15 protein-coding genes and 1 riboswitch are annotated in these 18900 nt (G+C 51.9%); of the genes, 4 read left to right on the top strand and 11 right to left on the bottom strand.

Translation table 11 applies throughout. From position 1 onward, the window contains the following. Positions 1 to 4: 4 nt before the first annotated feature. The 3 genes from M3650_RS07440 to M3650_RS07430 form a co-directional block, all read right to left on the bottom strand. Positions 5 to 796, bottom strand: a complete 792-nt coding sequence (locus M3650_RS07440; RefSeq protein WP_251573576.1) for an ankyrin repeat domain-containing protein — start codon at positions 794 to 796, stop codon at positions 5 to 7. Between the two features lie 272 nt (positions 797 to 1068). Continuing rightward, positions 1069 to 3096 (bottom strand): endonuclease MutS2, encoded by a 2028-nt coding sequence (locus tag M3650_RS07435; RefSeq protein ID WP_251573575.1) that lies wholly within the window; start codon positions 3094 to 3096, stop codon positions 1069 to 1071. A 457-nt stretch (positions 3097 to 3553) separates the two neighbouring features. Beyond that, a complete protein-coding gene (locus M3650_RS07430; protein WP_251573574.1) occupies positions 3554 to 4516 on the bottom strand; it encodes an AraC family transcriptional regulator in 963 nt (320 codons plus the stop codon). A 164-nt stretch (positions 4517 to 4680) separates the two neighbouring features. Here M3650_RS07430 and M3650_RS07425 point away from each other — a divergent pair, with 164 nt between their 5' ends. Continuing rightward, positions 4681 to 5361, top strand: coding sequence for an MOSC domain-containing protein (locus M3650_RS07425; protein WP_251573573.1), 681 nt, complete (start codon positions 4681 to 4683; stop codon positions 5359 to 5361). A gap of 29 nt (positions 5362 to 5390) precedes the next feature. Here M3650_RS07425 and M3650_RS07420 read toward each other — a convergent pair whose 3' ends face one another. The 6 genes from M3650_RS07420 to M3650_RS07395 form a co-directional block, all read right to left on the bottom strand. After that, positions 5391 to 6404 carry a metallophosphoesterase family protein gene (locus M3650_RS07420; RefSeq protein ID WP_251573572.1) on the bottom strand — a complete coding sequence of 338 codons (1014 nt, stop codon included), beginning with the start codon at positions 6402 to 6404 and terminating at the stop codon, positions 5391 to 5393. Positions 6405 to 7105: 701 nt separating this feature from the next. After that, positions 7106 to 8539 (bottom strand): MDR family MFS transporter, encoded by a 1434-nt coding sequence (locus M3650_RS07415; protein WP_251573571.1) that lies wholly within the window; start codon positions 8537 to 8539, stop codon positions 7106 to 7108. 249 nt (positions 8540 to 8788) lie between these two features. Then, complete coding sequence (locus M3650_RS07410) at positions 8789 to 9493, bottom strand: ABC transporter permease (RefSeq protein ID WP_251573570.1); 705 nt, start codon at positions 9491 to 9493, stop codon at positions 8789 to 8791. Between the two features lie 16 nt (positions 9494 to 9509). Then, positions 9510 to 10409, bottom strand: a complete 900-nt coding sequence (locus tag M3650_RS07405; RefSeq protein WP_251573569.1) for a glycine betaine ABC transporter substrate-binding protein — start codon at positions 10407 to 10409, stop codon at positions 9510 to 9512. Between the two features lie 67 nt (positions 10410 to 10476). Then, positions 10477 to 11136 carry an ABC transporter permease gene (locus tag M3650_RS07400; protein WP_251573568.1) on the bottom strand — a complete coding sequence of 220 codons (660 nt, stop codon included), beginning with the start codon at positions 11134 to 11136 and terminating at the stop codon, positions 10477 to 10479. A gap of 3 nt (positions 11137 to 11139) precedes the next feature. Beyond that, on the bottom strand, positions 11140 to 12303 hold the full coding sequence (locus M3650_RS07395; RefSeq protein ID WP_019423058.1) for an ABC transporter ATP-binding protein: 1164 nt from the start codon (positions 12301 to 12303) through the stop codon (positions 11140 to 11142). A 444-nt stretch (positions 12304 to 12747) separates the two neighbouring features. Between M3650_RS07395 and M3650_RS07390 the strand changes: the two genes are divergently transcribed. The 3 genes from M3650_RS07390 to aceA are packed head-to-tail and all read left to right on the top strand — an operon-like array spanning position 12748 to position 15895. Continuing rightward, positions 12748 to 12978, top strand: a complete 231-nt coding sequence (locus M3650_RS07390; protein ID WP_019423057.1) for a hypothetical protein — start codon at positions 12748 to 12750, stop codon at positions 12976 to 12978. A gap of 6 nt (positions 12979 to 12984) precedes the next feature. Continuing rightward, a complete protein-coding gene (gene aceB, locus M3650_RS07385; RefSeq protein ID WP_369011098.1) occupies positions 12985 to 14592 on the top strand; it encodes a malate synthase A in 1608 nt (535 codons plus the stop codon). A 19-nt stretch (positions 14593 to 14611) separates the two neighbouring features. Next, the gene (aceA, locus tag M3650_RS07380; protein ID WP_251573567.1) at positions 14612 to 15895 is read left to right on the top strand and encodes an isocitrate lyase; all 1284 of its coding nucleotides are present in this window, start codon (positions 14612 to 14614) and stop codon (positions 15893 to 15895) included. An 87-nt stretch (positions 15896 to 15982) separates the two neighbouring features. Here aceA and M3650_RS07375 read toward each other — a convergent pair whose 3' ends face one another. Together M3650_RS07375 and M3650_RS07370 are read right to left on the bottom strand one after the other, a co-directional pair. Further along, positions 15983 to 17278 carry an NCS2 family permease gene (locus M3650_RS07375; protein ID WP_019423054.1) on the bottom strand — a complete coding sequence of 432 codons (1296 nt, stop codon included), beginning with the start codon at positions 17276 to 17278 and terminating at the stop codon, positions 15983 to 15985. 265 nt (positions 17279 to 17543) lie between these two features. After that, positions 17544 to 17646, bottom strand: a riboswitch (purine riboswitch). Between the two features lie 653 nt (positions 17647 to 18299). Then, on the bottom strand, positions 18300 to 18815 hold the full coding sequence (locus M3650_RS07370; RefSeq protein ID WP_019423053.1) for a DUF2179 domain-containing protein: 516 nt from the start codon (positions 18813 to 18815) through the stop codon (positions 18300 to 18302). Positions 18816 to 18900: the final 85 nt, after the last annotated feature.

The following is an 18900-nucleotide window of genomic DNA, read 5'->3' as shown; positions in this document are numbered from 1 at the left end:
GTCGTTATCGTTCCAGCTTGCCGCCGGCTTGCTCCAGCATATTGGCAATCTCCGTGAAGCCGCGTTCACGCGCATGGGCTAACGCCGTCACCCCTTTGCTGTCCGGAATGTTCACATCTGCTCCATGCTCGATGAGAAGCTTCACCGCCTGCTGATGCTCCTTCCCGCCGCTGCCGAGCACAATCGCTTCCATCAAGGCGGTCCAGCCGAGATTATTCACATGGTTGACACCCACATCCGACTCCGTCAGCAGGTACTTGATCACGTCAAGATGCGCATGCTCTGCCGCCGGAATGAGCGCCGTCCCGCCAAAGCGGTTCGTCAGCTTCGTGTCCGCTCCCGCCTCGATCGTCAGCTTCAGAATGTCGAACAATCCCTCCGCTCCCGCGTACAAGTATGGATTGTCCTTGTTATGAGCCTGAACATTAATGTCAGCGCCGTGATCGATGAGCGACTTGACCGTCTTCGGGTAATTGCCGAGCGTTGCCAGCATGGCCGGGGTCCGGCCGCTGCCGTCTTGCGCATTAACGTCGGCCCCATCCTTAATAAGCCGGCTTACGTCTGCCGTCTTGCCCTTTTTGGCAGCATCCAGCAAAGCGTTGTTCAAAGCTTCCACATCCTTCCCGCCGAGCTCCTTGTTCAGCCTTGTTTCCGTCACCTGCTCATGCTTCGGACCGGCATTGCGATCATTGTTCGGTTTTACTTGAGTCTGGGCCCCGGAACGATTCTTGTCTGGATCTTCGGCACATCCCGAGAACATAAGAATCGACAGAGCCAATGCCATCACGCGCAGCATCAGGCTTCCCCCCTTCTGTTTATCGGGATTTTCCTTTATGCTACCACGAAAAAAAATATACGAAAAATATTTACATAATTTGTTCCTCATATGATTCTGATATGGAGGTCTGTATAGTTGACACACACCTGGGTCGGTTCTTCTTGGCTAAAAAGTGGACGGTATCCCCCTTGGCTCATCCATTGGATCAAATACAGCCTACACGGCGTTTATCCGCTCAATCCCTCCTTTCCGCTGTACATTTTCCAACACGGCTCCCGTTCGAATTGCATTCACCGCGAGCTCTCTGCCGTTGTCCCGGCTCCTAAATAATGCTGAAGGTGCTTTTTATTGATTTTAATGCGCTGCTTTTCAATGAACACACCGACATTTCCCTTGGTGTCCTCTTCTTCACAGACGATGCCCTCACGTTTCAGATAAGAAACATATACGCTGTCGCCGGCTTCGAAGCGCTTGTTGACGGGAACGCTGACCGGCGGTTCGCCTGCTTGCTCCTCCGGCGCATCGGCAGTAGACGCTTGAGCCATCAAGGTTGAGGAACCAGGCTGCGCGATTGCCACTCCGTCGAGGTATTCTGCCAATTCCGCCATCATCGGTTCCGCATATGGCCGCTCCGCAATAGGCACTGCTCCCATGTCAATCGTGTCTTGAGACTGCTGGACTGGGCTCGCTTGCCAACTGTGACCATCGGGCTTCGCTCCAGCCAATTCCGCTGGCTTGCCTTCGCCTGCGGCCACGCCGTTCCCAAGCGGCAATGAGGCAGCTCCAAGCTCCTTCCTGCCTGCCGTAATTTCCTCCGATCGGGCAATGATAGCGGGAGAGATGCCCAGCTTCTGCGCGATGAGGAACGCGTAGCTATGTCCCGCCTCCCCGATGCGAAGCTGATAGAGCGGCTGCAGTGTAGCGGAATCGAACTCCATGCGGGCATTTTCGAATCCCGGGGCAAGCGCCGCATAATTTTTAATTTCATTGAAGTGCGTCGTCACCATTACAGTAGTCCCTCTGCGATGCAATTCTTCCAATATTGCTATCGACAGCGCGACGCCTTCGCCCGGATCGGTCCCAGACGCCATTTCGTCGATGAGGATAAGCGTTGAATCATCAGCATAGCTCAGCATGTCTATTATATTTTTAATGTGCGCGGAAAAGGTGCTGAGCGATTGCTCAATGCTCTGTCCGTCTCCGATGTCTGCCGCCACATGCTTGAATACCGCAAAGGTGCTTCGTTCCTCTACCGGTACCAGCAGACCGGATTGAGCCATCAGCGTGAGCAGTCCAACCGTCTTCAAAGCAACTGTCTTCCCGCCAGTATTCGGCCCGGTAATTATCAGCGTTCGGTACCCGCGTCCAATGCGGAATGTGAGCGGAACGGTGTCGCGGCCAAGCAGCGGATGCTTGCCTCCGCGAATGTCGACAACCCCTTCAATGTTCAGTCCCACGTTGCGTCCGCCGATGGCAAGACCGTGTTTTGCTTTTGCGAACAAGTAATCATACGTCCCGACCGTCTCCACATTCGAATTCAGTTCACGGGCATGCTGCTCCATGAGGTCGGTCAATTCGCTAAGCACTTTCGCCTCTTCTCTCGCTTCGTCCGCTCGCAATCCCGCCTGCTCATGCTGCATATGCGCAATTTCAGCCGGTTCCATGTATACGGTCTGACCGCTCGCCGATTCGTCCAGCGAGTTGCCTTTGAATTGCTTGCGGAACTCTTTCTTAATCGGGAGCACATAACGTCCTCCGCGCATGCTGACCAGATTCTCCTGCAGCAGCGTGCGGTATCTGCTCATTAAAGCTTCGATTTTGGACTTGATGCGATTTTCAACGGCGGCAAGCTTCTTCCGGATTTTGCTTAAGTCCTTGCTTGCCTCATCAGCGACTCGTCCATTGTGAATGCAACGTTCGATTTCGGATCTCAGCTTATCCAAATCATGCATGAATGCCGCATAGCCGCTCACCGTCGGAGCAATCTCGCTTTTGGCGATCATATACCTTCTAAGCTGGGCACAGCTTCGCAAAAACAAAAGGGTATGCGTAAAATCCGATTCGTTGAACATATATCCAGTCCCGAGCAGAGACCGCACCGGCTCGATTCCTTGCAAAGATGGCAGCGGCACGCTGGCCCCCTGCATGAGAAGGGTGTGCGCTTCCGCGGTTTCGTCAAGCGCCTTGCGTATTGCGTTCAAATCCGTCATAGGCTCCATCTTCTCGACGTGCTGTCTGCCCAAATAGGAGACGGCATTTTCCATGACGCGCTCTTTGACTCTGTCGTACTCCAAACGCTGCAGCATTGTGTTATTCATTGTTTTAGCTCCTTTAGAGTTTAGTAAAAAAATAAAAAAAGGCAGAAGAAATGCGTAGATCGCATTCTCTGCCTTTCGTTATACCTGCCTCAGGTATACGTACCGACAAGCCGTAACGGTATAGCTATCCTGCTAAGGACGTACCGTTACAAGACTATAAACAAAAAAACGTGCTAAAAAACAGCACGGAGTCGGCTCGTATAGAGGCTAGATCTCGGGCGTTGGATGATATCCGCTGTTCTTAACTAAATCCAGAGGCTCGTTAACGGTATAAAAAAATAAACGTCAGCTATAACGCTGCATTTTAATCGTCAACTTAACCTCGATATGGAATTTGATTAGTTAAGAACGCTTACCAACATCAAGTTCTCCCCTTAATTGAATAATATCCCAATCATACTAAATAATTATATGTTGCGTCAAGTGATTGCCTCTCCATGTATGGCAGAAACGCTTCCTACGGTTGGCTCAATCCGTTAATCGGCGGCGCCTTCTTCTTGTATTGCGAAGGAGATACGCCAGTATGCCGCTTGAACATGCGCGAGAAATACGCCAAATCATTGAAGCCGACGCCGAAGCAGATTTCCGTCACGGACATATCAGTTTCCACGAGCCATTCCGCTGCCTTGCGTACACGCAAATCAATCAAATAATCGTTAAAGGTTTTGCCTGTAAACCGCTTGAACAAGTAGCAAAAATACGTCTTCGACAAACTAAACTGCCGGCACAAACGCTCGAGCCGCAGCTCTTCCGCAAAATGCACATGAATATACTCCGTCACTGAGGTCATCAAATCGCGGTATTTCTCCACGCGATCGTCTTCCTCACTCGGTTTGTCGGCCAATTTCGTGTACTCGCGGATAATGACGGACAGCAGCTTCAAGAGGTTGGCTTTTAAGACCAGTTCGAAATAACGCTTCGATTGACGATACTCCGCCAGCATCTCCTCAAGCAGACGGCTGACCTCCATATCTGCCTCGCCTGTGAGCACCACCTTCGGCGTAATCTGCTCCTCGTCGATAAGAAACTGCTCCAAATAGGAGAAATCAAAGCAATCCTTGCTCCAATCCGCCTTCTCAAAACGCTCGTTAATAAAATGAGGCAGAAACTCGCAGCCGATGACTTCCATATCCTGACCAGGGATCATTTCGACGCGATGCACGGCAAACGGCGGAATGACAAACAAATTGCCTTTGACCATATTATACGTTCGGTGATTGATCGTATGCTTGAATTCACCTTTCAGCACATACCAAATCTGTATGTAATCGTGCGTATGATCCCAGATGCTTCCGGACGATTGATCCAATTTGTACATTTTACAAGGCAGATGAGCCTCCAGCTCTTGTTCCGAATGAAAAACGATGACATCGTTCGTTGTGCGAGAGGGGCCTTTGTCGCGCCTCACGTCATGTGACATGTTCATCACCCTGTCAGTCTATTAAGATTCGTCTAAATGCACTATACTGCTAATAGCCCCCTGTTGCATTAAAGCTTTGGGCATGCACTTCATTGTATTCTTCACGCAGGAATTAAATCCTCTAAACGTACAATCTAAAAGGAAACATTTTGGAGGTAGATAACTTGGACATCAAAATCAAATCATTAAACGTCGCCCTGCCGCATGATTGCTTGGAACACAACGGAAAGCCGGTCCTGTCGGGTATGGTGAAGCTGCCGGTATCCGAACCGACGTATCTTCACCCGCTCGGGTTCGACGGCGATGGCCAAGCCGACACGAAGCATCACGGAGGACCAGATAAAGCAGTCTGCGTCTATGCGCAAGAGCACTATGCTTACTGGGAAGCAAGATGGCAGCGCGAACTTCCGGTGGCGGCGTTCGGCGAAAATCTCACGACGGAAGGCCTGATTGAACAGGATGTCCATATCGGTGACATCTTTCACATCGGCGAGGCGATCGTGCAGGTGACCCAGCCGCGCCAGCCTTGCTTCAAGTTGGCAGCCCGCTATAAGATGCCAGAGGTTCCGCTATGGATGCAGGAGACGGGCTACACAGGACTTTATTTCCGCGTGCTTACGCCTGGCCTCGTTCATCCTGGCGGAACGCTGGAGCGGATGAAGCATGACCCCGCCGCCGTATCGATTCAATATGCGAACGAGGTCATGCACCACCGCCGGGACGGCGAGGAAGGCATTCGCCGCCTCTTGGACGTCGAAGCGCTGTCCGCCAGTTGGCGCGCCACCTTCACGAAGCGGCTGGCCGGCTCGACGCCTAACACGAACGAGCGCCTGTTCGGTAAATAGCGCCGGCTCATCGCAGCCGCATCAACGCATCAGATGTGCTCCGGCTGATGCTTGGGCTGCTCCATAATGACCGCGCCGCTCTCCAAGCGAATCCACGAGTCGAAGCGGCGCTCCCCGGCATACAGGCGCACGATGCGCGCGCCAGGCTCAAACGGCACTCCCGTGTAAGCAGCACGCGTCGTGCGCCCATAGGCCAGCTTGATGCCATGCAGCTCGCCGATGAAATCATTCGCGTGGTCATGGCCGACAAAGGTGCCCATCACATCTCCTTGCTCCACCATAGCCTGGAACATTCCGCTGTTGAGCAGCGGCGAACAGATGGGCTCTCCCCGCTGTCCGCAACACGTTTCAAGGGCCCATAATTGATGGTATTCCATCAGTGGAATATGGAAGAACGCAACGGCAGGCACCGACGTATCGCCGCCGTACTCTTTCGCATAGTGCGCCGACTGCTGACGGTACCATGCAATCTGGTCCGCCTTCAGCCAATCGTAGCCGCCGACGCGCGGCGACAACGGTGAATAGCTGTGGCTGTCCAGCGCATAAATGACGGCCCCAAGCTTGCCGTCCGCAGCCAGCACTGGGAAGACCGCATTGCCGCTGCCGCTGATTCCTTCCGGGTCAGGTACGGCAATGGAATGGGCAAATGTCATCTGATACGCATGAAGCTGCTCCCTAGTCACCGTCGCCTCCGTATCATGATTGCCATATACCGCGAACCAAGGAATCCCCGCATCTTCGACTGGGCGCACCGCATTGGCGAACGCTTGATATTCGTCGGTCGTGCTTGCGCTAGCGATAACATCTCCGGCAAATACGACAAGGTCTGGCTGCTCCAATTCCAACACCTGCCGCATCACATCGTGCGCCGGGTCATGTTCCTTCCATTGACTGCATTCCACATCCGAAAATTGTACGATCGTAAAGGCACCATCTTTGCGAAATCTAAGGGAATTGCAGATGCTCTCGGCCGTCATGTTCATTCCTCCATCTCGGTTGTTCGTGCGCATGAATACAGGCAGTTCATCAAACTTCCATTCCATGGAATCTGTTATTCCACCCCATTGTACAACGCTTTCAACCATTTTCCTATGCTTATTGAGAAAACCTCTATCGAAGCCTTCCAAAGATGGGCGTCCACATTAAGAGGAGCATATCATCTGTAAAATAGAAAGACATGGTCTCATCATCATGAACGGATGTTCCGCGCTGTGCTGTGGCAAGTTCAGACTGACGGAGCTTCGCTTCATTCTCCCCTTAGTTCCATTCTCCCTTTCCATCAGAAAGTGGCATTCCCTAGCTTACTACCATCAGGAAGCGGTATTCCCTACATCGCCCTCACTTACTGCCATCAGGAAATGGCACTCCCTTTGTCGGCCCCAGCTCACTTCCACCAGGAAACGGCACCCCCTACGTCGGCCCTCGCTTACTGCCATCAGGAAATGGTACGCCCCATGACGACTCTTGTTCACTGCCATCATGATCAGCCGCTTCATGCCATTGTATGTATACAAAAGGCCATGTGCCTTATCCCCGTCGTTAACCATCCTGACTGTATGGGAGAATGGAGCTAAGGGCCATTGTACGGAAGCCAACGAACATATCCTCGTTTGAAAAGGAAGGAAGGCTGACATTCTGAATGAAAGGGAGATTGAAGCAATGGACGGACAGACATCCTTCTCCGAAAAGAGCAAGTGATGAGCCCAAGGCGAAGTTAAACAGAAAGCCGACCGTAACGGCCGGCTCAGGAGGAAGCACTCACCGAAGATGCGGACTTCTGCAGCTCCATCGGGTGGTTGCGGTTCGGCGTTCTGCCGAGAAAATATACTAGCGGCAAACCGAGTAATGTCATAATGACGCTAATAAAGTTAATATCGTTAATGCTTAACGTGAACGCTGCATTTTGCAGCAGCACCGGATCCGAAATACTCCCTTTCAATTCGGCCAGATGGGTGATGGTCCGTGCCGCTAGCAGCGAGCTGAACAGACCGATAGATAGGGAGGCCAACCCCTGCCGCAGCCAACTGTTAATGGAGGAGCCATAACCGGACAATTCTCGTGGAATAGCTGACATCCCCGCGTTCATCGCTGGCGTATTCGCAAGCGCGATGCCCACGTTGCGCACGGCCATCCAGAACGTAATGTACCCATGAGGCGTATCGACATGCAGGCGGCTCATCTCATACGTAGCGAATGCCATAAGCAACAGTCCGACGAAAATGAGCTTGACTGGACCAAAGCGATCGTACCAGCGCCCAGTGAACGGAATGATAATAGCCATCAGGGCAGAGGCTGGAAGCAGCACGAGACCTGAAGTAAGCGTCGAAGCCCCCTGAACATTTTGCAAAAAGAGCGGTGTCAGCAAAGCCCCCGCATATAAGCTAATCGTTAAGATGGACACGAGCAGCATGCTGAATGTATACCGCATATGACGGAATACCCGGAAGTCCAGCAGCGGCTGCTCCATCTTCAGGGAACGGCGGACAAAGAGCGCAATGATTACGATACCCACACCGATCAGACCAAGCGTCTGCCATGAAGCCCATCCCCAACGCGCTCCATTCCCGAACGCAAGCAGCAAAGACAAGCTGCCTAACATGACACTCACAAAGCCGATGCGGTCAAACCACGCCTTCTCGCTAATACGGTACATCGGAATAAAGCGGACGACCGCCACCATCGCGATAAGTCCAATCGGCACGTTAATCCAGAACAGCCAATGCCAATCGCCCACATGAACGATCCAACCAGCCAATGTCGGTCCGACAGCAGGTGCGACCATGGCGGACAAGCTCCACAGACTGATCCCCAACGCTTGGCGTTCCTTCGGGATCACCTGATATACAATCGTCATCGTCGTCGGCATAATAATGCCGCTGAAGGCGCCCTGCAAGACACGGAACACAATTAGGCTGCCCTCGCTCCAGGATAGTGCGCACAGCACGGAGCAAATGACAAAGCCGCCCAATGCAACAAGATAAAGCCGTTTCGTGCTGAATCGGTTGCCGAAATAAGCTACTGCAGGCGCAATGATCCCTGTAGCCAGCATAAAGCCGGTTAGTACCCATTGAATCGTAAGCAGGTCGGTGTGGAAATGCTTCATTAAGACGGGAAGTGCGATATTAATCGTATTCGTGCTTAATACCGCCAAAAAGTTGCCGAAGAATATAGCAAACATAATACTCCAGAAGGTTCTATTCGATATGGTCTTTTCTCCTTCACCCATTCCATCCATCACTACTTTCTGTCTATAAAATAAAAGATACATTACAGTAATTAATGTAAGAACTGACATGAAACGTCTTGCTTTTAAAGTTTACTCCCCTCTCGTTATAGTGTCAATATTGACATATGAAAAGAGCAAAAAAGCCGAAAGTCAATTTACACAATCAACTTTCGGCTCTGCGGTGTCCCGCATTTTTTGCAATTATACCGTCGGTGATGCGGACGGTTCTTTCTTTGATCCATTCCTGCTTGACTTGCGCTCGGACAAATTCAGCCTGCGCTGCAGCACGCCTAGCACAAGATCCGCGACAATGGCGAGCAGTGCCGCCGGAATGGCGCCGGCATAGATGCGCAGCGGGTTCTGCCCGTTCAGTCCGGAATATATCTCCCGGCCCAACCCGTCGCCGCCGACAAGCGGAGCTATCGTCGCTACCCCGATCGCGATGACCGCAGCAATGCGCAATCCCGTCAGCATATAGGTGAGCGCAAGCGGGAACCGAACTTTAAACAATAGCTGCATCGAGCTCATGCCAACACCACGTCCGGCCTCCACATAGCTTGGATTGACCTGCTTCAAGCCGACATACGTATTTCTGACAATTGGATTGAGTGAATACAGAAGCAATCCAACCACGACCGTCGTCGTGCCGAGTCCGAACGCCAGCATTAGCAAGACGAGCAGAGCCAAGCTCGGAATGACTTGCAGCGTGCTGGTTACGGCAAGAATGATCTTGGCCAGCTTCTCGTTACGGGAACATAGCACGCCCAGCGGAACACCGATGACAAATGCCAACCCTACCCCCGCCAGCACCATAATGACGTGTGTAACAAAATACTCCCACAATAAATCCGAATTTCGTCCCATATAAGACAGCAAATCCGCGATGGTCCATTGATAATCACCCATGTTGCGCCTCCTTTCGTTACTTCTCGAGCAGACCGGCTTCTTTTAAATAATTGACAGCCACTTCACGTTCGCTCTTCTTCTCAATATCTACCTGATAATTCAGATCTATCATCGTCTTCTCATCGAACTTGCCGATAAGCAGTCCGATGACATCGTCCAATTCCGGATATTTCTCAAGCACATCCTTGCGTACGACCGTAGATGCGTCATACGGAGGAAAAAATTGCTTATCATCTTTAATCGTCGTCAAATTAAATGCTTTCAGCCGGGAATCGGTGGAGTAAGCCAGCACGATGTCAACCTGCTTGTTCGCCACCGCCGCGTAGACGAGACTTAATTCCATCGGAAATTCCTGTCCGAATTTGAAGCCGTAAGTGTTCTGAAAACCTCTGTATCCGTCCGTATCGCGCTCCAGCCAGGTCGTATCGACGCCTAGGCGAAGCTTGGCCGCATCCTTGGCCACATCCGAAATCGATTGATAACCCTTACCCTTGGCCAAATCCTCGCTAATGGTGAAGGCGTACGTATTTTCAAAGCCGAGCGGGTCGTACCATTTGAAATCGAAATATTGATCGAAGCCTTCTTTTGCTTGCTTGAGCACTTCTTCGCGGTCCTTCGTATCTTTTACTGGAAAGTGATTATTAAAGATTTCACCAGTATAAAGCGTCGCCATCTGCAATTCATTTTTCTTCATTGCATTAATGACGACTGGACTTGCTGCCAGATCGGGCAACACCTTTGCTTTCAAATCTGTACGATCCTCTATCAACGCCTTATACATCTCTGCCAAAATCTTCGTTTCCGAGAAAGTCTGGGTACCGATGACAATGCGATTGTCAATGCCGCACGAAGACAGAAGTATCATTAAAGCCAGCATGACAGCGGTCATGCCAGCAGGCCATTTCCAATGTTTCATACCGTATCCTCCTCTACTAAGCCGATCCATTCGCTACACCGACTGTACACCCCGTTTGCGTACGGCATTATGCCGTAATGCTGCTCGTCCGTCCGAAACGGCGTGTCAGTACTCTTTCCAACCATCCGAGCAGACCATCGATCAAGAACGCCAGCACAATTGCTCCTAAAGCGCCTGTAATGATCAATTCCGGCTTGTTTACGCCCAGCCCTGACACGATAAGCTGTCCGAGGCCGCCAGCGCCAATCAGCGCTGCAAGCGTAGCCCAACTGATAATATAGACGCTAGTGACGCGGATGCCAGACATAATATACGGCAGCGCCAGCGGAAGTTGGATGACTATGATGCGTTGAAGCGTACCATACCCCATTCCCCGCGCCGACTCCAGCACGCCGCGATCGACCGAATCAAAGCCGTCGTACGTGTTGCGCAATATCGGCATAATGGAATACAGGAACAACGCGATGATAGCCGGCTTCATGCCAATGCCCATCAGCGGGATGAGAATGGCAAGCAAAGCTAGGCTCGGCACGGTCTGCAGCAGATTCGCCAAGAAGAATACAATACTGTTCAACCAGTTGAAACGGTTATAAACAAGCGCGATTCCAAGTGGTATCGCTACCAGACATCCGAGCAATACAGCTGCTGCCGATATCGTCAGATGATCCCGCAAGGCAACGGCAATGTCTGCACCTCGCTCCTGCACAAATGACAAGAATGCATTCATTCGTTAAGCCTCCTCTCCGAACGTATTCGCTAAGCTGTCTACAATGGACGGATACACTTCCGACAAGTGCTTGACGACACTCCCCCGAGTAATAAGCCCTACGAACTTGCCCGTATCATCGACGATAGCCAGGTTGGTCAAGCGATGCTCGCTCATCATCTTCACCGCATCAGGCAGCGGTGTTCCGGGACGCACCAAATATCCGATCGGCTTCATGACGTCTTTCACCGTCTTGTTCTCTTCACCGTATTGGTCCAATACGTTGTAGATGGATACGATACCCTGCAGCTTATGTTGCCGATCCACGATAAACAGCGAGTCAACCTTGCGCCTTTCCATCATTTTGATCGCTTCCGCCAGACCCCGGCTCGGGAAAATCGTTACCGGATTAGGCACCGTAACTTCATCGACGATCGGTATGTCGATGCTAGTTTCGCTATCCATTCGCTTCTGGCCGATAAAGGTGCGCACGAAGTCGTTCGCAGGATGGCGGAGAATTCGTTCCGGTGAGCCGGTCTGGATCACTTCCCCGTCTTTCATCAGCACGATCGTGTCCGCAATTTTGATCGCTTCGTCCATGTCATGCGTCACGAACACAATCGTCTTATTCAGTTCTTCCTGGAGTCGAATCAACTCATCCTGCAGCTGTTCACGGCTAATCGGGTCTAGTGCGCTGAACGGTTCATCCATCAGGATGACGTCCGGGTCGGCGGCGAAGGCACGGGCTACGCCAATGCGCTGCTGCTGTCCGCCGCTCAGCTCTGATGGATAGCGATCGCGGTATACCTCCGGATCCAAATTAACTAACCGCAGCAATTCATCTACGCGTTTATCGATTGCAGCTTTATCCCATTTTTTCAAGTGCGGCACTACGGCAACGTTCTTGCCAATAGTCATATGAGGAAACAAACCGATGTTCTGAATAACGTATCCGATATTGCGCCGAAGCTCGACTGGGTTCTGCTCGGACACATTTTTGCCGTTGATGAGGATTTTACCGCTTGAAGGGGTCATTAAGCGATTAATCATTTTCATAGTCGTAGACTTACCGCATCCGCTTGGGCCGATAAGAACGGTGAGTTCGCCTTTCTTGAACTCAAGGTTAATCTCTTTCAAAGCTTGGAAGCCGTCGTCGTAAACCTTTTTCACGTGTTGAAACTCAATCATGCACCGTTCACCTCTTTTATAAAATTAACTAATAGAACATTGTTTCACGTACTGAAACTATTATGTTTATTATTTCATAACTATTTCTATATGTAAATGTTTATGCTTGTTTCACCCGCCTGCGTTAGAACACAAAATCTTATTTTCACAAGCAAACATAAGCATAACTTATAAATAAACCGAGCTTGGACTTATGAAACAAAAACTGCAAAAAAACTGCGCCAGTGTCCGCTGCAGTAAGCCTTCCCCTCTTTCATTATGCGCAATTGAAAAGATTTTATCGGTATGGATTAAACATGTTGCTCCAGTAGGATGGCGAGTAAGAGGATGGAAAATTTTAATAAAAAGGGGCTTTTCATTTTCCAAAGTCCTGTTATAATACAGATTAGTAATTTAGAAAACTGTATTATAACAGAAATCCACTATTATCAGGAGGCGATTGAAATGGACTGCTACTACTGCCATGGCAACGGGGAAATGGAATGCTTGAAATGCGACGGCACAGGGAGTCAGGAGGAAACTGGCGAATGCCGCACGTGCCAGGGGCACGGCTATACACCTTGCTTACGCTGCAACGGCAGCGGCAGCTTGGACTATGCATTCGATGAGCAAGATTCGATTGCGAACATTCTGCAATCCGTCTATTTGAGCCCAAACTTCAGCAGAGGGAGGTAACCAATCATGACAAGAACGTCCTCACACAATTGCAAGGATATTGCCGTACTTGGTCCTATGCCGGAATCGTTCGCGGATATTTTGACGCCGGAAGCACTCGCTTTCCTCGAGAAGCTGCACGAGCAATTCAATCCGCGCAGACGCGCTCTGCTCACCACCCGCGCCGAACGGCAGCGCCGGCTGGATGCAGGCGAACTGCCCGATTTTTTGCCGGAGACGACGCAGATCCGGGACAGTGACTGGACGGTCGCGTCCGTGCCTGCCGACCTGCAGGATCGGCGGGTGGAGATTACCGGTCCTTCTGGAGACGCGAAGATGGTCATCAATGCGCTTAACTCCGGCGCCAAGGGCTTCATGGCCGACTTCGAAGACGCCAACTCCCCGACGTGGGAGAACACTATCCGCGGACAGATGAACATGCGCGACGCTATCCAGCGCACCATCTCTTACACGAGCCCAGAGGGCAAATCATACCGTCTGAACGAACGGACGGCGTACCTGCTTATCCGGCCTCGCGGATGGCACCTAGAGGAGAAGCACATCCGCATCGGCGGAGAGAACGTCTCCGGCAGTCTCGTCGACTTCGGCCTTTACTTCTACCATAACGCGCAAGCCCTCATCCAGAATGGTTCCGGCCCTTATTTCTACCTGCCGAAGCTGGAATCTCACCTTGAAGCACGGCTGTGGAACGACGTGTTCGTGTTCGCCCAACAAGAGCTGGGCATCCCACAAGGGACGATCAAAGCGACGGTTCTCATTGAGACGATACTCGCCACCTTTGAAGCCGACGAAATTCTATACGAGCTGCGGGAGCACAGCGCCGGCTTGAACTGCGGCCGGTGGGACTACATCTTCAGCTTCATCAAGCGGCTGAACCGCCATCGGCACGCGCTGCTCCCCGATCGGTCCCAAGTGACGATGACGGTGCCGTTCATGCGGGCGTATACGCAGCACGTCATCCGTACGTGCCACAAGCGCGGCGCCCATGCCATGGGCGGCATGGCGGCCCAGATTCCGATCCGGCACGACGCCGCCGCCAATGCGAAGGCGATGGAGCAGGTGCGCGCCGACAAGCTGCGCGAAGCGAACGACGGCCACGACGGCACATGGGTGGCCCACCCGGGGCTCGTGCCGATTGCAATGGAAGTGTTCGACGAACGGATGGAGGGTCCGAATCAATTGGACAACAAGCGCGAAGACGTGCATACGACGACGGAGGACCTGCTGGCCATCCCTGAGGGGACGATAACCGAACAGGGACTGCGGACGAACATCAGCGTCGGCCTGCAATATATCGAAGCGTGGCTGCGGGGTTACGGCGCCGTGCCGATCTTCAACCTGATGGAGGACGCGGCCACAGCCGAAATCTCCCGAACCCAGGTATGGCAATGGATTCGCCATCCGGAAGGACGTCTGGCGGACGGCACCGACATTACGCTCGAGCTTGTCCTGAAGCTGACGGAGGAAGAATTGACCGCGATTAAAGCTCAGCTTGGCAAGGAAGCATTCACAAGCCGCAGGTTTGCGGAAGCAAAGCGGTTGTTTACGGATTTGGTGAGCGAAGAGTCGTGCAGCGAGTTTTTGACGGTGACGGGCTATGAATTGTTGGGATGAAATCATTGAATGTGAGGAGATGGCTGCTGTGACGGAGAGACATGCGATTCAACAATTGGAGACAAGATGGAAGAGTGAACGCTGGAAAGGCATTACCCGCTCTTATTCGGCGGAAGAAGTCATTCGGCTGCGCGGCTCTGTGCAGGTGACGCATACGTTGGCGCAGATGGGGGCGGAACGGCTATGGGAGCTGCTGCATACCGAAGATTACGTGCACGCGCTCGGCGCCTTGACGGGCAACCAAGCCGTACAGCAAGTTAAGGCCGGGCTGCAGGCCATTTACTTGAGCGGCTGGCAGGTGGCCGCGGATGCGAACCTGTCGGGACACATGTATCCCGACCAGAGTCTGTATCCGGCGAACAGTGTACCGCAGGTCGTGAAGCGGATTAATCAGGCCCTGCAGCGGGCCGATCAGATTCAGCACGCGGAGGGAAAGGGCGGCACCTACTTCTTCGCTCCGATCGTAGCTGATGCCGAGGCAGGCTTCGGTGGAACGCTGAACGTATTCGAGCTGATGAAGGCAATGATTGAAGCGGGCGCGGCCGGCGTCCACTTCGAAGACCAATTGTCTTCGGAGAAAAAGTGCGGACACCTCGGCGGCAAAGTGCTCCTGCCGACGCAGCAGGCCGTCCGCCACTTGATTGCCGCCCGCTTGGCCGCCGACGTCATGGGCACCGGCACGCTTATCATCGCCCGCACCGACGCCAACGCCGCCCAGTTGATTACAAGCGACGCCGATCCATACGACCACCCGTTCCTGACGGGGCAGCGTTCTCCAGAAGGCTTCTATTATACGCGCGCTGGACTTGATCAGGCGATCGCGCGCGGACTTGCCTATGCGCCTTATGCAGACCTCGTCTGGTGCGAGACATCCGAGCCGGACATGGATGAAGCCCGGCGCTTCGCCGAAGCGATTCATGCCAAGTATCCCGGCAAGCTGCTGGCTTACAATTGCTCGCCGTCTTTCAACTGGAAGAAGAAGCTGGACGACAAGGCGATCGCCAGCTTCCAACACGAGCTTGGACGGATGGGCTACAAGTTCCAGTTCGTGACGCTGGCCGGCTTCCATGCGCTCAATTACAGCATGTTCGAGCTGGCGCGGGGCTACAAGGAGCGCGGCATGGCCGCTTACTCGGAGCTGCAGCAGGCCGAATTCTCCTTGGAATCGCTCGGCTACGAAGCGGTGAAGCATCAGCGCGAGGTCGGCACGGGCTACTTCGATGAAGTGGCCCAGGCCATCTCGGGCGGCACCTCGTCCACGACGGCCTATGCGCAGTCGACGGAGGCGGAGCAGTTCACGTAAGGATGCCGATTCGGTTGCTGTCCAAGCAAGCGTAAACACAATGACCGCCCCTCTGACGAAGGGCGGTCATTGTCTTGCGGGAACCAATCAAGCGATATATCCAATATAGGCAATGAACAGCACGGTCAATACGTACATAATCGGATGTACTTCGCGGAACTCGCCTTTTGCCATTTTAATGACCGTATACAAAATGAAGCCGAGCGCAATGCCAGTCGCGACTCCATAAGTGAACGGCATGGCTACGATCGTAATGAAGGCCGGGATGGCTACCTCAAGCTTCTCCCATTTGACGAAACGCACCTGCGAAGACATCATCGCACCGACTACAATGAGGGCAGGAGCTGTGACTTCGGTCGTCACGACAGACAGAAGCGGCGAGAAGAACAACGCCAATGCAAATAACAAAGATATGACAACGGAAGTGAAGCCTGTCCGCCCGCCTGCGGCAATACCTGCCGACGATTCAATAAACGATGCCGTCGTCGTCGTACCAAGGACGGAACCGACGAAAGAGGCGGAAGAGTCAGCCAAGAGCGCCCGGCCTGCATTCGGAATCTGGTTGTCCTTCATCAAGCCTGCTTGGCTTGCAATTGCAATGAGCGTGCCTGCTGTATCGAAAAATCCGACGAATAAGAAAGTAAACACCACCGCCAGCAATTCCGGGGTAAACATTTTATCCAGATGCATGAACGCAGCGCCGAACGTAGGCGACAGACTCGGAATCGTGCCCAAGATGCTTGTCGGCAATGGAACCAATCCCGAAATCATGCCGACAACCGTCGATATAATCATGCCATAGAAGATGGCCCCACGCACATGGCGCACGAGCAGAATGACTGTCACAATGAAGCCAAATGCTGCCAGAAGCGTCGGCCCGGAACGAAAATCGCCGAGCGTGACGAATGTGGCGTCGCTCTTGACAATAATGCCCGCATTCTTCAAGCCCATAAAAGCAACAAAGAAGCCAATTCCGCTCGCAATCGCGAATTTCAAGTCTTCTGGAATGATGGCAATAATCTTCTCACGAACTTTAATCAGACTCAAAATAATAAATAAAATGCTCGATACGAATACGCCAGTCAACGCCGTCTGCCACGATATGCCCATGCCGATGACGACCGAGTATGTAAAGAAGGAGTTGAGACCCATGCTCGAGGCGACGCCAATCGGGTAATTGGACAGCACCCCCATGAGCAGCGTTCCGATAATCGCCGTCAGCGTCGTCGCGGTAAATACGGCGCCGCGGTCCATGCCGGCTTCACTTAAAATGATGGGATTGACGACCAGTATGTAGGCCATGGAGAGAAAGGTCGTCAAGCCCGCAATAATTTCTTTGCGATAGGTCGTTCCCCGCTCCGCAAATTGAAAAAAAGATTTCATGGATGCGCCTCCTGATGATTGCTTGCACGTTATTTTATTTAGAGCAGAATTGGTGTTTGCCGTTTTTATCGCCATAAGGGATGGTTTCGTTTTCACTTTAGCGCTTCAGAGAACTTCTTAATGGGTCAAAAAAAAGCTCTGGCGCCTTGCTGTCCGCAAAGTCCAAAGCCTGTACTGTACATCAACTGGAGATATCCGGGGTCCGCTGCGCTTCATGCCACGCATGAACTCATCCCGTTGAAGGCAAATCGCCAAGCTCATTTATCCTCCAACACGCTCTCCTTGTAGCCAAGCTCTTTACGGGTAGCTTTGTAGAAACGTCCGCGCCTTATTCACGAACCTATACAAGGGCAATATGTATATGTGAAAACCAACTCTCCAACTTTATCAGCGATAGAAGGTCGAGTCAAGGATATCTGTTATAGCCTTTTCGACGTTGTTCTTTTGAATACAATCCACAAAACAAAGTTAATGGAATCGTGCCTATTGGCCATTAGACAATTTGGTTATTATCGAGCTTATCAAGTCCATTGGATGCGTTCCCACCTGACGTTGCTCATTGCACATTCCTTGTCACTTTAGATGCTCCCCACCAGTCGTAAGACCATTCGTACCTTCCATTTCACTTTCGATTCCTCGAAGCGTATCCATTGGAAATTTTCCGACCAAATTGATGTCAAAGGACGTTAATCGACGTTTGGTTGGATTCTATGCAGTGGATTTACCCGATAGTTAGCTTTGAAGCAAGAAAAAGTCCATTTGACTGGATGTTTTCCAATCAATAGACGTCATTCGGACTCATACCAGTAAAACTACTGTACTATTTCCAATGGATGATGATACTGTGATGAGTTGATCTAATAGATGATGCTAAGATGCGTTGATCCATTAGATGATGGTGAGGAATAGGTTGGTGATGAGATAGGTGTCCTTGCCTAGAAGGATAGTGAGATTGGTTGTGCTGGTAGGAACTTGGCTGCATATAGTCACGTCTGTATAAAAAAAGACAAAGGCTGCAGCATTAACGCCGCGTCACCTTTGTCCAGAATCCACCGTGCAGATGGCTCGGCTCTGATGTTACGATAAAAGCTTTTGGTTCGATATCCAATATCGAGGCATACAGCTTATTCCGGTTCTTCCGCCGGGAGAGCACCTCCAGCATAAGACGGTGTCCGTCCCGCCCGCTGCCGATCCATGTCGTCACGCCGTATCCATGGTCGCGCAGATGGTTCGGAAGATCGCTTTCCGGATTGTTCACAATGACCTTGAGAACGACATACCCAAGGGCGATTTTGTCCTCAATCCACGATCCGACCAACACCCCGATACCGTAGCCGGCCGCATAGACAATGAGGCTAATCGGTTCATCCAAATATTTCAACACCATATTCAAGCCGAGCACGTAGATGATAATCTCGACCGTACTGAGCGCTGCGGCCAAATACCGCTGCCCTTTTAAAGTGAGAATCATCCGCAAAGTGAAAAATGAAACGTAGACGATTTGGATGGTGAAAATTGCGAGTAAAATCGTAAACATAGCGCGTTCCTTTCCTTCCGCCGAAGCAGCTGCAAAGCGTTTGTTATATGAAGCTCATTACCCCTCTTCCCCATCCCAGAAACGA

This window comes from Paenibacillus sp. MER TA 81-3, from assembly GCF_023713585.1.
Lineage (GTDB): Bacteria > Bacillota > Bacilli > Paenibacillales > Paenibacillaceae > Paenibacillus_B > Paenibacillus_B profundus.
The sequence above is the reverse complement of the archived record's forward strand: the minus strand, read 5'-3'. Positions and strand labels throughout refer to the sequence as shown.